We start from the raw sequence: 13,819 nt of genomic DNA on the forward strand, positions 1-13,819 counted from the left end.
GTGGCTGAGGGGTCCGACAGTTCGGATTGACCCGTGGTGGGGCCGGGCCTGTGGGGTGCGTTCCGCGGAACGCGCACGGACGCCCGTCGCGACCACCGCAGGCGCCCCCGGTCAGGAGGCTCCCGGTCAGGAGGTGATCCCGGTCAGGAGGCGATCCCGGGCGGGCGCGGCCCTGGTCAGAGCTGGGCGCGCCGCCACTCCGCGGCGATCGAGGCCAGCGGCTCGAGCTCCTTGTACTCCGCGACCTCCGGCGGCAGCGTCTCCAGGACCGACGCGAGACGGCTGCGCCAGGCCGGGACCTGCGCGACCCCGTCGAGCGGCAGCAGGCGGATCCCGATCAGGAACAGCACCGCCCCGGTCAGCGGGAGCCGCACCAGGTGCTGCACCTCGGTGCGCAGGTGTATCTGTCGGCCGGGGTCGGTGAGATCGAGCCGGGTCCGGGCGGGCTGCCAGTGCGGGGCGGCGTCGAGGGACAGGTCGCGGTGGTCGTCGGGCTGCAGACCCCAGTTCAGGCGGCGGTAGGCCTCGCCGGGGTGCAGCCGCAGCAGGAAGCGTTCGGCGCGCTCGAACACGCCGCCGGGTCCGTTCCCGGGGACCGGCCCGTGCAGCTCCCGGAAGCTCATGCCGGCGTCGAACCCGATCGACCACACGGAGGCGAACGCGACGGCACCGGCGTCGAGCCACAGCGCGTCGTCGCGGGCGCCGAGCACGACCACGTCCTCCGCGACGAGCCGGGACACCCAGCGCAACGGGTGTTCGGGGAGGGTGGCGTCGTCGCCGAACACGAACTCCCGGTCGGTGCCGGTGGCCGTGTCACGGAACCGCCACCCGCCGGCCCGGCCGGGGATGCGGGTCAGGGTGCAGGTGCCGGGCTGCTCGGCGGCGAGCCGACCGAGCAGGTACAGACAGGCGTCCCAGCAGGACGCGCGGGCGTGCGGCGCGGCGACGAACCGGGCGGGCTCGCGGTCCAGGATCGACGCGCGCTCGGCGGCGACGGCGGGTCGGTCCGGGCCGTCGTGCAGGATCCGCCCGCCCCAGGAGCCCGCCTCGCTGCGGCGCTCGACCCCGGCCGGTTCGACGTTCGCGCTGATCCGGTAGGTCGGGTGCGGCAGCGGGAACGGGTAGTCGTCGACGCCGGTCACAGGTCCAGCTCCAGTGTCGCCCCGGCGGCGCGGGACACGCAGAGCGCCATCCGGTCGGCGCGCTCGTCGGCGGTCAGGACCGTGTCGCGGTGCTCGACCCCGCCGTCGACGACGGGGGTCACGCACTCCCCGCAGACCCCGCGCCGGCACATCGCGGGCGCGGTGACCCCGGCTCGGTGCACGGCGTCGAGCAGGGTCTCGTGGGCACCGACCTCGACCGTGCGGCCGCTGCGGCACAGCACAGCGCGGAACGGGGTGCCGGGCTCGGGCTCGCCGACGAACGCCTCGGCGTGGATGCGGGCGTCGACCCAGTGCGCGGCGCGGGCGGTCCGGGCGGTCGCGGCGATCAGGCCGGGCGGGCCGCAGGTGTAGACGTGGCTGCCGAACGGTGCCGTGCCCAGCAGCCGCTCCAGCGCGGCCCGGGCCTCGACGCGGCCGGTCGCCTCGACGAGCCGGTCCCCGCAGAGTGCGCGCAGCGCGTCGCGGTGCGGTGCGGGGCCGGGGCGGTGCACCGTGAGCACGGTGTACGGGTTCCCCCAGAACGCGTGCCAGCGGGCGTGGGACAGGACCGCGGTCACCCCGATCCCGCCCGCGACGAGCAGGTGGTGGCGCGCGGTGTCGACCGGCGGGAACGAGCTGCGCGGCGTCGTCGCCACGACCGCGTCACCCGGGACGAGACCGTGCGCCCACACCGAGCCGCCACGGGAGTCCGGGCGCCGCGCGACCGAGACGTGCCACCGGTCGGGTGCGGGGGACGGCGCGGTCAGCGAGTAGGAGTTCCAGCGGCCCGGCGCCCATTCGACGCCGATGTGGCCGCCGGGCGGCGCCGCGGGCAGTGACCCGGTCCCCGGCGCGGCGGCGAGCTCCAGCGAACGGACGTCGGGCGCGGCGTCGGTGACCGCGACGACCCGCAGGTGCACCCCCGGCCGGGTCACGGCGCCCGCTGCGGCGTGGGTGCGCCGAGGAACGCCCCGAGCCGGCGCGAGTGGTGCCCGGCGACGTGCAGCACGACCCGGCAGCCGGGACAGGCCACGGCGTCCCCGACGGCCGCGTGCACGACGACGTGCCGGTGGCAGTGTCCGCAGTGCACCGTCCGGTCCCGGGTGGCGTGGGCGACGTCGGTCGGGACCAGGACGAGCTCCTCGTCGAGGGCGCCACGGTGCAGCGCAGCGGCGCGCACGGCCTGCACGAGCGCCTCGGGCCCGGTGACCAGGATCCGGGTGCCGGTGACCAGCGTCGCGAGCTCCCGGTCGAGCAGCGTCGCAGCGTCCGCGCCGGCAGGGAGCCGGACCAGGCGGTCGGCGGGCCCGAGGTCGGGAGCGGGCGCGGAGCCGCAGACGACGACCAGGTGCGGTGACCCGCCGCGGTCGGCCGGACCGGCGTAACGCGGCACCGTGGTCCACTCCGGTGCGACGTGCACGGACGGGACGGCCGCGCCGGTGCGCAGCGGGCGGACGGGGTCGGGCATGACGGAGAGTGATCATACGGGCGTCGCGTGAACACCACATGGCGCCCAGCGAATGCGCAGGTCGCCATTTCTGGTGAAACTGTCGCCGAGTCGGTCACGATCTCGGCGCTGGCGCGATGAACTGCGTGAAGCGCCCGCACGTCGGAGAGGGGGACGTCATGGACGGCACGCCGTACCGCCCGCGGCACGCCCTGCGTGAGACCCCGCCCACGATCGCCGTCCCGGCGCAGCGGGGCGCCCCGCGGGCCGAGGCCGTGACCCGGCCGGACTCCGTTACCCGGCCGGACACCGAGACCCGGCCGGACACCGACGAGCAGCACAGCGCGGGTCCGTGGTGGGCGACGGTCCCGGCGCCCCGGGACGGCACCGCGCACCCCGCACCGCCCGCCCCGGCGCCCGAGCGGCCCTGGTTCACCCCGGTCCCGGTCGTCGTCGAGCCCGCGGCCGGGCCCGGCGCCGACGGGAGACTGCCCGGGTTCCCGACCGCGCTGCTGCCGCGCCGCCGTCGTCCGCTGGCGGTCGGTGCGGGCCTGGCCGGCGCGATCGCGGGGATGCTCGTCGTGTTCGCGGTGGTCGTCGGCGCCGCGGGGGCGGCGGGCCGCGGGATCGAGGACGCCGCCACGGCGACGGCCGCGGTCGGCGACTGGCGCGCCGCGGGCGGCCAGGTGCACGTCACCGCGATCACCGAGGCCCTGCGCGACATCGCCCGGGCAGGGTCGGACGGCGGGATCCCGGCCCTGGTCGAGGCCTGCCGCGGCCTGCGCGACGAGGTCGCCTCCGCCCAGGCGTACCCGGCGATCCCCGACGCCGTCGCCCAGACGTACTGGCGCGACGGGCTCGCGGCGGGCGCCGACGCCGCCCGGCACTGCATCGCGGGGGCGTCACTGGGCGACCCCGGACTGCTCGGCGACGCGGCCCGGGAGCTGAACGGGATGAGCTCGCAGCTGGGCGCGGTCGCCGACCGGCTCACGCTGCTGTCCGGCGGCTGAGCGGCGGGCACTCCGCACCCGGTGCGTCCGCGCCGCCGCGCCCCTCCATCGGCTTCGCGGGCCCCTGTGGGCGGTGCTCCACGACCGGCCCGCCGAGTCCCGTCACCTTGCCGACGTCCTCTCGGAGGCCCCTCTGTCCGCGACGCGCGGGCGTGGCGTGTCGTTGCGGCGGGCATCGGAGCCCCTGCGCCGCTAGGGTTCCCGCCGCAGGTCAACCGGGACGAACGGAGTGGGTCATGGATTCGGGGGCGCAACCGGCCGCGCGTGCCGAGGACGGTGGGGCGCGGCGGGACCCGGCGGAGGGCGGACTGCTGAACCCGTCGCCGACGGCCGGGGCCGCGAGCCGCGGCACCCTCATCGGCAACGGGCTCACCTGGGTGGCGGCGTGGAGCCTGCGGGTCGCGCTGATCTCCCTGGGGCTGGTCATCCTCGGCTACGTCACCGGCATGCTGTGGGTCGTCGTCTGGCCGGTGCTGCTCGCGATCCTGCTGGCCACCGTCCTGCGTCCGCCCGCGGCGCTGCTCATCCGGTGGCGGTTCCCACCCGCGGCCGCCTCGGCGCTGGTGCTGCTCGTCGGCATCGCCGCGGTGACCGGCCTGTTCGTGGGCATCGCGCCGTCGATCGCCGGGCAGACCCAGCAGATCACCTCCGGCGTGATCGCGGCGCTCGGCCAGATCCAGCAGTGGATCTCCGGTCCACCGCTGAACCTCGGTGAGAGCCAGATCGGCGACATCATCACCCAGGTCACCCAGCAGCTGCAGCAGAGCGCGACCTCCATCGCCGGCGGCGTCCTGACCGGGGTGTCCACCGTCGCGTCCGGACTGGTCTCGCTGGTGCTGGCCCTGGTGCTGACGTTCTTCTTCGTCAAGGACGGGCCGCGGTTCCTGCCGTGGCTGACCTCGATCACCGGGCGCAGCGCGGGCGGGCACATCGCCGAGGTGCTGCGCCGGATGTGGGACGTCCTCGGCGGGTTCATCCGCGTCCAGGCGCTGGTGAGCCTCATCGACGCCGTGTTCATCGGCATCGGCCTGGTGCTGCTGGGGATCCCGCTGGCGCTGCCGCTGGCCGTGCTGACCTTCATCGGTGGGTTCATCCCGATCGTCGGTGCGGTCGTCGCGGGCTCGCTGGCGGTCCTCATCGCGCTGGTCACGCAGGGTTTCGGCACCGCGGTCGCGGTGGTGGTGCTGGTCGTGGCGGTGCAGCAGATCGAGGGCAACGTGCTGCAGCCCTTCCTGCAGGGCCAGAGCCTCAAGCTGCACGGCGCGGTCGTGCTGCTGGCGGTGACGGCGGGCGGCTCGCTCGCCGGGATCGCCGGCGCGTTCCTCGCGGTGCCGGTCGCGGCCGTCGTCGCGGTGCTGCTGCGCTACCTCGGCGAGCAGATCGACCTGCGGGACCGCCGCTTCTCCGGCGTCGACGACATCGCCGCCGCGGGCCCGCCGGTCGCCGCCGCCCACGACGCGGCACCCGCCGACACCTCCACGGCGGGGGACCCGGACCGGGAGACGGAGGGCGCCGGGAGCGGCCCCGGGAACGGTTCCGTGCCCGCCCCGCCGGACTCCGCCCGTCAGGACGGCGGCTGACCGACCCGTCCGGGCAGCCGGTCGGTCCCCAGCAGCCGGTCCATCACCCGGAACCGGAGCACCACCCACATCACGGCGAACCAGCAGACCAGGGCCGGCAGCACGACCAGGACCACCGGCGGCGCCGCGCCGGTGAGCCCGACGTACGACGACAGCGCCGGGGTCCCGACCACGCCCGCGAACACCAGGGTCAGGCCCAGCACCAGCCAGGCCGGGCGACGGTCGTGCACCGGCGCCGTCCACGCCGCGAGGAACCGGTGCGGTGGCAGCAGGAACAGGATCAGGACGAACGACGCCAGCCCCACGAACGTCGACAGCCCGGTCTGCGCGCCGAGCGTCGCGGCCGCCTCGGCGAAGTCGGCGTCGGTGCCGTAGGTCAGCCCGGTGTAGCTCTGGAACTGGGCGATCACCTGCTCCGGGGTCCGCCCGCTGGTGAAGCCCTGCAGGATGCCCTGGTAGAGCAGCGTGTAGACGACCGTCCCCGCGCCCGCAGTCACCACCGAGGCCGGCACCACGAAGCGGGCGAGGTTGCCCAGCAGGTCCGGGTCCGGCTCGGACGGCGTCGCCCACAGCGTCAGGAACAGCGTCGGCACGCCGACGGTCAGCAGCGTCAGCCCGACCTGGGTGGGGGAGTAGGGGAACCCGAGCCCGAGCATGGTCACGGCCATGATCACCAGGCCCTGGGTGGCGACCCGGGTGAGGAACACGTACATCGACACCGCGATGCCGTCGATGATCCGGCGCCCCTCGCTGCGTGCCGGCAGCAGCGCGGCGAACGAGTCGTCGACGAGCACGATGTCGGCGACGTCGCGGGTCACCGCCGAACCGCTGCGCATCGCGACGCCGACGTGGGCCCGTTTGAGTGCCCGCGCGTCGTTGACGCCGTCGCCGAGCATCGCGACGTGCGCACCGCCCCGGCGCAGGCTCGCGACGATCCGCTCCTTCTGCTCCGGGGCGACCCGCCCGAAGACCGTGGTTCGGGCGACCAGCGCGTCGAGCGCGGCCCGGCGGTCGGCAGTGATGTCGGCAGAGTCGGCGGAGTCGGCGGAGTCGCTGGACTCGGTGGAGTCGGCGAGCTCCGCGGCCTCCGACCCGTCGACCGGCTCGCCGACGTCGAGCCCGGCCTGGGCGGCGAGCGCGGCGACGGTGCGCGGGTCGTCGCCGGACAGCACTTTCACCGCGACCCCGTCCGCGGCGAACCGCTCCAGGGCGTCGGCGACGCCGGGACGCAGCTCGTCCGACAGCGCCACCAGCGCCACCGGGACCAGGTCGGGCAGGGCTGGACGGCCGTCGTCGCCGCGCAGCCCGGCAGCCGGCCGCGCGGACCGGGCCAGCAGCAGCACCCGCAGCCCGGCGGCGGCGCGTGCCGCCACCCGGTTGGCGACGGCGTCCGGGTCGCCCAGGTGCGGGGCGAGCACGTCCGGGGCGCCGAGCACGAACGCCTCGCCGTCGGTGGTGACCTGCCCGGACCAGCGCAGCGACGAGGTGAACGGGACCTCGTCGCGCAGCTCGGACGGGGCGCCGGGCAGCGCGGCGGCGAGTGCGGCGGTGGTGGGGTTCGGGTCGGTCACCGAGGCCGCGAAGCGGGCGAGCGCGGGGCCCGGCTCGGTCCCGTCGAGCGGGTCGACACGGTCCAGGCGCAGCGCGCCGGTGGTCAGGGTGCCGGTCTTGTCGGTGCACACGACGTCGACGTGGGTGACCGCCTCCACCGCGTTGACCCGCTGGACCAGGGCGCCGCGCCCGGCGAGCCGGGCCGCACCCCGGGTGTAGGCGACGGCGATGAGGAAGAACAGGCCGTAGGGGACCAGCCCGGACAGCACCGCGGTGATCTGCACGACCCGCAGCAGCGAGAACCCCTCCAGGAACGCCTGGGCCAGGATCGCGCCGCTCATCAGCACGACCAGCACCATCGTCAGCCGTACGACGAAGTCGATGCGCCGCTGCAGCGGTGTCGCCTCGGTGGTGTCCGCGCGGGCCTGCAGCGTCAGCCGGCCGGCGTAGCTGTCGACGCCGACGGCGGTCGCGCGCTGGCGGGCGGTCCCGGTCACGCAGTGGCTGCCCGAGCGCAGCAGGTCGCCGGGATCCTTGACGACCGGGTCGGACTCGCCGGTGAGCAGCGACTCGTCGGCCTCGGCCCGCCCGGTCAGCACCGGCCCGTCGACGCCGACCTGCTCGCCCGCCCGCACCACCAGCACGTCCCCGACGACGACGTCGGCGGCCGGGACCCGCTGCTCGACACCGTCGCGCACGACGGTGACCTCCGCGGCGTCGAGCAGCTGCAGCCGGTCCAGCTTCCGCTTGGCGCGCATCTCCTGCGCCGCCCCGACGACGGCGTTGACCAGGCCGAGCCCCACGCTGGTCAGGGCGTCGCCGTAGCGACCCAGCACCAGCAGGGCCAGCCCGATCGCGAACAGGATCGTGTTGTAGAAGGAGAAGACGTTGGTGCGCAGGATCCGCCCGTAGCCGCGCGTCCCGGCGCTCACCGGCGCGTTCGTCCGGCCCGCGCGGCGCGCCGCCGCGACCTGCGCCGCGGTCAGCCCGTCGTCGGGTGCCGTCTGGACGGTCTCGGCCGTCGTCACACCGTCCCCTCTCCGCCGTCGATCCCCGTGCGGCGATCGTGGCAGGCCGGGATGTGTGCCGACTGTGCGCGAGCTGAGCGCTCACCAGCGCTGCAGACCCCCGCGCTTGACGAGCTGGGCGGCGATCACGTTGCGCTGGATCTCGTTGGTGCCCTCCCCGACGATCATCAGCGGGGCGTCGCGGAAGTACCGCTCGACGTCGAACTCGGTGGAGTAGCCGTAGCCGCCGTGGATGCGCACCGCGTCGAGGGCGACCTCCATGGCGGTCTCGGAGGCGAACAGCTTCGCCATGCCGGCCTCCATGTCGCACCGCTGCCCGGACTCGTACTTCCGGGCGGCGTGCAGGATCAGGGTCCGCGCAGCGGTGATCTTCGTGGCCATGTCGGCGAGGTGGTTGCCGACCGACTGGTGCTGCCAGATCGGCTTGCCGAACGACTCCCGCTCCTGGGCGTAGGCCAGGGAGTCGGCCAGAGCGGCGTCGGCGACGCCGAGTGCGCGCGCGGCGACCTGGATCCGGCCGGTCTCCAGGCCCTTCATCATCTGGGCGAAGCCGTGTCCCGGCTCTCCGCCGAGCACCGCGTCGGCGGGGACGGCCATGTCGGTGAAGGCCAGCTCGCAGGACTCGACCCCCTTGTAGCCGAGCTTGGGCAGGTCCCGGGACACGGTCAGGCCGGGACCGTGCTCGACGAGCAGCACCGAGATGCCGCGGTGCCGCGGCTCGGCGGTCGGGTCGGTCTTGCACATCAGCGCGATCAGCCCCGAGCGCCGCGAGTTGGTGATCCAGGTCTTGGCGCCGTTCACCACCCACCCGTCGTCCGTGCGACGGGCGTGGGTCGTCATCGCCTGCAGGTCCGAGCCGCCGCCGGGCTCGGTCAGCGCCATCGTCGCGCGCAGCTCGCCGGTGGCCATCCGCGGCAGGTACCGGTCCTGCTGCTCCCGGGTGCCGAAGGCGACCAGCAGCTTCGCCACGACGGTGTGCCCGCCCATCGCGCCGGCCAGGCTCATCCAGCCGCGGGCCAGCTCGGCCGTGACCAGGGCGTAGCAGGGCATCGAGACCGGCGCCTCGCCCCACGGCTCGGGGACCGCGAGCCCGAAGATCCCGAGCTCCTTCATCTGCTCGATGAGCCCCTCGGGATAGGTGTTCGCGTGCTCCAGCTCCCGCACCACCGGGCGGACGTCCCGGTCGACGAAGTCGCGCACCGTCTCCACGACCGTCCGCTCCTCGGTGCTCAACCCCGTGTCCGACCCGGCGCTCTGCCCGTCCATGCGACCGAGCATCGGTCATCGACCGGGGACCCCGCGAGCCGGGGTGACCGGTCGTGTGCGACGGAACATCCGCGGCGGTGGGACCGTTGTAGGTTCCGAGACCCGACACAGGGAGGTTCATCCCCATGACCGAGACCGCGATCCTCGCCGGTGGCTGCTTCTGGGGCGTCCAGGAGCTGCTGCGCGCGCGTCCGGGCGTCGTCTCCACCCGGGTCGGCTACTCCGGCGATCCGAACACCCCGAACGCCACCTACCGGCGCCACGGTGACCACGCCGAGGCCGTCGAGATCGTCTTCGACCCGGAGCGGATCTCCTACCGCGAGATCCTGGAGTTCTTCTTCCAGATCCACGACCCGTCGACGAAGGACCGCCAGGGCAACGACATCGGCCGCAGCTACCGCTCCGCGATCTTCTACACCACCGAGGAGCAGCGGGCCGTCGCCCTGGACACGATCGCCGACGTCGACGCTTCCGGGCTCTGGCCGGGCCGCGCGACCACCGACGTGGAGCCGGCCGGCGACTTCTGGGAGGCCGAGCCGGAGCACCAGGACTACCTGCAGAAGTTCCCCTACGGCTACACCTGTCACTTCCCGCGCCCGAACTGGGTGCTGCCGCGGCGGACGGCCAGCACGGGCTGAGGCCCTCCGCTCCCAGCACGTACGGACCGGCCCGCGACCACGCGTCGCGGGCCGGTCCCGTGTGTGAAGGCGGCAGGGCTCAGAGGTGGCCGCGGCCCTCGGCGCGGTGCCGGCGTTCCACCGACCCGTTCACGACCTGCACCTTGTCCCCGACCTGCAGGGTCTCGAAGAACCGCCGGGCATCGCGGGTGCGGAGCTTCACGCAGCCCGCCGACTCCCGGCTGAGGTCCCCGCCGTGGAAGGCGATCCCGCCGTCGGCGAAGAACACCGACCACGGCATCCGCGCCGGACGGCCGTCCGGGCCCGGGTACTCGCCGCTGCGGTGGTCGGCCTCCTTGCGGTACACCCGGAACGAGTGCCCGACCGGGGTGGCCTTCCCCTCGCCGCCGGTGGTGACCGGGAACGGGCCGTCGGCGACCCTGCCGTCGCGGACCAGCCACGCCTGCCGCGTCTCGAGGTCCACGCAGGCGCGCACCGACGCCGAGCACGGTGTCCCCGGGGCCGCGGGTTCGGCGTGCGCCTGCTGCGCGACCCGGCTCTGCTCCGGGTCGGCGGTGGCGATCGCGGTCCCACCCAGCCCCACCCCGGCCACGAGCACGAGACCGGTCACCAGCACACGGCGACGGCGACGGAGCCGCTCGGTCCGGGACATGCCCACCTCCCACGCCACAGATCACCCACCCGGGTGACAACAGGGCAGACGCCCGTCCGGATGTCGCGGTTGCGCGGGAGCGTCCCGTGGCGGCGAGTGGCCAGCAGTGCACGGCGAACGGGTGGGCGGTGGGCCCGGCGGCGGACCGATGGCCGGTCGACCGCCCGGGTACGGGAGCGGACCGTGCGGCGTCCGGGGGCGTGATCTCCGTCCCGACGGGATGTCACGGCGCGATAACGGGGGTAGGTCTCGGTGATCGCCTCCTCACCCGCGGTGGTGGGGACGCCCACTCGTGACCGACCCCAGGAGGAACGATGCGCGCAGCCGACCGTCCGGGCTCCGAGCCGGGACCTGCCGACCGGCTCCGTCGTCGGGCGTCCCGTCGCGAGGACCTGCTCGCGGTGCTGTGCGGGCTGCTCGCCGCCTGCGGGCTCGTCGTGGCGTGGCTCGCCGGTGCCGCGGCCCACGGGACGGTGCTCGAGCGCGGCGCGGTCGAGGCCCGGCAGCGCGTGCCGGTCGAGGCGACGGTCACCGCGCGGGCGAACGCGGTCGGGGACCTGCAGACCGGGCAGCAGTCGCTCACGCTGAGCTGGACCGGGCCGGACGGACTGCCGCACTCCGGGGGCAGCTCGCTGCCCGGCATCTACGACGTGGGCGACCGGGTGTCGGCCTGGGTCGGTACCGACGGCAGGCTGGCGCCGCCGCCGTCGACCCCGGCCGACGCCGTCACGGTCGCCGTCGCGGCCGGGTTCCTCACCGCCGCCGGGTGGGCCGGCGGGGTACTGGTCGTCGGGCGGCTGGCCTTCGCCTGGAACGGGCGCACGTTCGCCCGCGCCTGGGCGGAGGACTGGGCCGCCGTCGAGCCCGAGTGGTCGGGCCGCCGCACCCCCTGACCCGGGCGACGCGTCAGAACATCAGCCGCCGTACCCGTTCGGGGTGGATCACCAGCCGCACCTGGTCCTCGGCGAGGATTGCCGCGAGGTCCGCGGCCCGCGTGGGGTCGTCGAGGTCCCAGTAGCGCTGCGCCAGACGCTGCGCCAGCGCGTGCGCCCCGTCGGTCTCGACGGTCGTGCCCCCCCTCGACCGCGATCCAACGCTCCCGTTCCCCGACCGGAGCGGCGACGACGAGCGAGGCCCGCGGGTCCTTCCGCCTGCGCCGGATGTGCAGCGACTCCGGTCCGGTGAACAGCTGCACCGTGCCGTCGTCGGTCGCCTCGAACCAGACCGGGCGGGGCTGCGGCGGCACCGGGCCGCCCGCCACACTGAGGAAGCCGTGCAGCGGGCGGGCGAGGAAGGCGCGGTCGTCGTCGGTCAGTGCCGTGCGGATGTCGGTGGTGGGCATGGCGTCCACGACACCAGCACGACGCGGACGACGACATGGGTGAGACACCGGATCTCCTGTCCGATCGTCTAACCTCGGTGCGGTGGACCCCTTCGGCGACCTCGTCCGCGGGTTGCGCTCGCACGGCTCGCTGTTCGGCAGCACCACCCTGACCCCGCCCTGGTCGCTGCACTTCGTCGACGGCGCACCGCTGACCCTGTGCGCGATGCTCACCGGCGCGGGGTGGATCGTCGTGCCCGGCGCCGACCCGGTGCGGCTCACCGCGGGGGAGACCGCCGTCGTACGCGGGCCCGCCGGGTTCCACGTGGTCGACGAGGTCGGCACCCCGGCCGAGCCGATCGTCTGCGGTGTGGACTGCGCGACGCCCGAGCAGGGCGGCACCCGCCACCGGCTCGGCTGGCACGACCCGGCGCCGGCACCGGACGGCGACGCGAGCACCCTGATCACCGCGGCCTCCGTGGCCGGGGGCGAGGTCGGCGCCCGGCTGCTCGACGCGCTCCCGCCGGTCCTGCGGGTCGGCGCCGGGGGCAGCGGGGACACGGTGCTCGACCACGTGGCCGCCGAGGTCGCCGTCGACGCGCCGGGGCAGCAGGTCGTGCTCGACCGGCTCCTGGACTGGCTGCTGGTCTGCACCCTGCGCGAGTGGTTCGACCGGGCCGACGGCAGCCGCCCGCGCTGGTGGGCCGCCCAGCACGACCCGGTGGTCGGGCGGGCGCTGCGGCTGCTGCACGCCGACCCCGCCGCGGCCTGGACCGTCGCCGGGCTCGCCGCCGCCACCGGGGTGTCCCGGGCGACGCTGGCCAAGCGGTTCACCGACCGGGTAGGCGAGCCGCCGCTCACCTGCCTCACCGGCTGGCGGATGACCCTGGCCGCGGACCTGCTGCTCGCCGAGCCCGACGCGACGCTGGCCGGCATCGCGCGCCGGGTCGGGTACGCCGACCCGTTCGGCTTCAGCGCGGCGTTCACCCGGGTCCGCGGCGTCACCCCCAGCGCGTTCCGCCGGGGCGGGTCGCGAGGCGGGCGGCCCGGCGAGCGGGCGGATGCTCCGGACGGGGTGAGCGGCTAGCCTGCAGCGCCGTGACCACCGTCGCCGTCCTGCACCGCGCCCTCGGCCGCACCTCCGGTGTGACCGCCGTCGTCGTCTCCGTCAGCGGCCGGTCGTGACGGTCCCGCCGCACCCACCGTCGGTCCGGCTGGCGAACCTCGACCTCAACCTGCTCGTCTCGTTGCGCGAGCTGCTGCGCGAGCGCAACGTCACCCGGGCCGCCGCCCGGATCGGCATCTCCCAGCCGGCCGCCAGTGCGGCCCTGTCCCGGCTGCGCCGGCACTTCGACGACGAGCTGCTGTCCCGCCATCCCGGCGGCTACGTGCTCACCCCGCTCGCCGCCCAGCTCGTCGACCAGGTGGAGGGCGTCTGCTCGGCCGCCGAGCGGCTGTTCGGCACCGGCCACGGCTTCGACCCGTCGACGGCCCGGCGCGGGTTCACCCTGCTCGTCGCCGACTACACCGTCGCCGTCCTCGGGCCCGCGCTGTCCGCGGCGGCGGCCCGGCGCGCCCCCGGCGTCGAGCTGCGGCTGCGGCTGGTCCGCGAGTCGTTCTCCGCCGACATCGGCGAGACCATCCGGCTCATCGACGGGCTCATCGCCCCGCCCGCCGCCCGCTTCGAACGCCCCGAGCTGCGCTCCACCGCCCTGTTCGACGACCGCTGGGTCTGCGTCGTCGACGCCGCCAACCCGGTCGCTGCCGGGCCGGACCCGACCCTGGACCTCGACGAGCTCGCCGCGATGCCCTGGGTGGTCCCGTTCGCCCCGGACCGGGGCATGTCGGCGGCGGCGCCGATGACCCGCCAGCTCGCCCGCCTCGGCGTCGAGCCCGACATCCGGGTGCGGGTCGAGAGCTACCTGTCGGTGCCGTACATGGTGGTCGGCACCAACCGCGTCGCGCTGCTGCAGGAGCGACTCGCCCGCCAGGTCGCCGACGGCCTCGGACTGGTCGTGCTGCCCTGCCCCGGGGACCCCGGACCGATCCGCGAGCGCCTCTGGTGGCACACCGACCTCGACCCGGACCCGGCCCACCAGTGGTTGCGCGAGCTCCTCGTCGAGCTGTCGGCCACCCTGTAGAGCTGCGACTATTCGTCCGGTCGATGGTCCGGCAGGCGAACGT

General features: G+C 75.3%; 12 protein-coding genes and 1 pseudogene. 6 read left to right on the top strand and 7 right to left on the bottom strand.

Annotated elements, in window-relative coordinates; all coding sequences use genetic code 11:
- Nucleotides 1-176 precede the first annotated feature (176 nt).
- From Ae505Ps2_RS21045 to Ae505Ps2_RS33610, 3 genes are read right to left on the bottom strand one after another with little or no spacing between them, the layout of a single operon-like run.
- Entirely contained in the window at nt 177-1,142 is a 966-nt protein-coding gene (locus Ae505Ps2_RS21045) for a heme-dependent oxidative N-demethylase subunit alpha family protein (protein ID WP_075553911.1), read from the bottom strand.
- Nucleotides 1,139-2,077: a PDR/VanB family oxidoreductase gene (locus Ae505Ps2_RS33605; protein ID WP_075306606.1), complete on the bottom strand. Its 939-nt coding sequence runs from the start codon at nt 2,075-2,077 to the stop codon at nt 1,139-1,141. Before Ae505Ps2_RS33605 ends, Ae505Ps2_RS21045 begins: the two co-directional genes overlap by 4 nt.
- Entirely contained in the window at nt 2,074-2,610 is a 537-nt protein-coding gene (locus tag Ae505Ps2_RS33610) for a dimethylamine monooxygenase subunit DmmA family protein (RefSeq protein WP_075306605.1), read from the bottom strand. The genes Ae505Ps2_RS33605 and Ae505Ps2_RS33610 overlap by 4 nt, the downstream gene beginning before the upstream one ends.
- A 158-nt stretch (nt 2,611-2,768) precedes the next feature.
- Between Ae505Ps2_RS33610 and Ae505Ps2_RS32110 the strand changes: the two genes are divergently transcribed.
- Together Ae505Ps2_RS32110 and Ae505Ps2_RS21065 are read left to right on the top strand one after the other, a co-directional pair.
- Complete coding sequence (locus tag Ae505Ps2_RS32110; protein ID WP_170917069.1) at nt 2,769-3,599, top strand: hypothetical protein; 831 nt, start codon at nt 2,769-2,771, stop codon at nt 3,597-3,599.
- A gap of 236 nt (nt 3,600-3,835) precedes the next feature.
- A complete protein-coding gene (locus tag Ae505Ps2_RS21065; RefSeq protein ID WP_075306603.1) occupies nt 3,836-5,179 on the top strand; it encodes an AI-2E family transporter in 1,344 nt (447 codons plus the stop codon).
- Here the strand turns inward: Ae505Ps2_RS21065 and Ae505Ps2_RS21070 are convergent.
- Nucleotides 5,164-7,758 carry an HAD-IC family P-type ATPase gene (locus tag Ae505Ps2_RS21070; RefSeq protein ID WP_075553913.1) on the bottom strand — a complete coding sequence of 865 codons (2,595 nt, stop codon included), beginning with the start codon at nt 7,756-7,758 and terminating at the stop codon, nt 5,164-5,166. The two genes, Ae505Ps2_RS21065 and Ae505Ps2_RS21070, sit on opposite strands and share 16 nt — an antisense overlap.
- Nucleotides 7,759-7,839: 81 nt before the next feature.
- On the bottom strand, nt 7,840-9,024 hold the full coding sequence (locus Ae505Ps2_RS21075) for an acyl-CoA dehydrogenase family protein (protein ID WP_075554288.1): 1,185 nt from the start codon (nt 9,022-9,024) through the stop codon (nt 7,840-7,842).
- A gap of 125 nt (nt 9,025-9,149) precedes the next feature.
- Here Ae505Ps2_RS21075 and msrA point away from each other — a divergent pair, with 125 nt between their 5' ends.
- On the top strand, nt 9,150-9,662 hold the full coding sequence (gene msrA / locus Ae505Ps2_RS21080; protein WP_020624599.1) for a peptide-methionine (S)-S-oxide reductase MsrA: 513 nt from the start codon (nt 9,150-9,152) through the stop codon (nt 9,660-9,662).
- Between the two features lie 79 nt (nt 9,663-9,741).
- Here the strand turns inward: msrA and Ae505Ps2_RS21085 are convergent, their stop codons facing one another.
- Nucleotides 9,742-10,314 carry a L,D-transpeptidase gene (locus tag Ae505Ps2_RS21085; protein ID WP_075306601.1) on the bottom strand — a complete coding sequence of 191 codons (573 nt, stop codon included), beginning with the start codon at nt 10,312-10,314 and terminating at the stop codon, nt 9,742-9,744.
- Between the two features lie 314 nt (nt 10,315-10,628).
- Between Ae505Ps2_RS21085 and Ae505Ps2_RS21090 the strand changes: the two genes are divergently transcribed.
- Nucleotides 10,629-11,207: a hypothetical protein gene (locus tag Ae505Ps2_RS21090; RefSeq protein WP_075333372.1), complete on the top strand. Its 579-nt coding sequence runs from the start codon at nt 10,629-10,631 to the stop codon at nt 11,205-11,207.
- A 13-nt stretch (nt 11,208-11,220) separates the two neighbouring features.
- Here the strand turns inward: Ae505Ps2_RS21090 and Ae505Ps2_RS21095 are convergent.
- Nucleotides 11,221-11,656: pseudogene (locus Ae505Ps2_RS21095) on the bottom strand (pyridoxamine 5'-phosphate oxidase family protein).
- A gap of 82 nt (nt 11,657-11,738) precedes the next feature.
- Between Ae505Ps2_RS21095 and Ae505Ps2_RS21100 the strand changes: the two are divergent.
- On the top strand, nt 11,739-12,722 hold the full coding sequence (locus Ae505Ps2_RS21100; protein WP_075553914.1) for an AraC family transcriptional regulator: 984 nt from the start codon (nt 11,739-11,741) through the stop codon (nt 12,720-12,722).
- 94 nt (nt 12,723-12,816) lie between these two features.
- Entirely contained in the window at nt 12,817-13,776 is a 960-nt protein-coding gene (locus Ae505Ps2_RS21105) for a LysR family transcriptional regulator (protein ID WP_020624605.1), read from the top strand.
- Nucleotides 13,777-13,819 lie beyond the last annotated feature (43 nt).

This window comes from Pseudonocardia sp. Ae505_Ps2, assembly GCF_001932425.1.
GTDB lineage: Bacteria > Actinomycetota > Actinomycetes > Mycobacteriales > Pseudonocardiaceae > Pseudonocardia.

Excerpts from the sequence above, each read along its gene's own strand:
- Ae505Ps2_RS21090 (WP_075333372.1), top strand. The coding sequence starts at position 10,629 with ATGCGCGCAGCCGACCGTCCGGGCTCCGAGCCGGGACCTGCCGACCGG.
- Ae505Ps2_RS32110 (WP_170917069.1), top strand. The coding sequence starts at position 2,769 with ATGGACGGCACGCCGTACCGCCCGCGGCACGCCCTGCGTGAGACCCCG.
- msrA (WP_020624599.1), top strand. The coding sequence starts at position 9,150 with ATGACCGAGACCGCGATCCTCGCCGGTGGCTGCTTCTGGGGCGTCCAG.
- Ae505Ps2_RS21075 (WP_075554288.1), bottom strand. The coding sequence starts at position 9,024 with ATGGACGGGCAGAGCGCCGGGTCGGACACGGGGTTGAGCACCGAGGAG.
- Ae505Ps2_RS21085 (WP_075306601.1), bottom strand. The coding sequence starts at position 10,314 with ATGTCCCGGACCGAGCGGCTCCGTCGCCGTCGCCGTGTGCTGGTGACC.
- Ae505Ps2_RS21065 (WP_075306603.1), top strand. The coding sequence starts at position 3,836 with ATGGATTCGGGGGCGCAACCGGCCGCGCGTGCCGAGGACGGTGGGGCG.
- Ae505Ps2_RS33610 (WP_075306605.1), bottom strand. The coding sequence starts at position 2,610 with ATGCCCGACCCCGTCCGCCCGCTGCGCACCGGCGCGGCCGTCCCGTCC.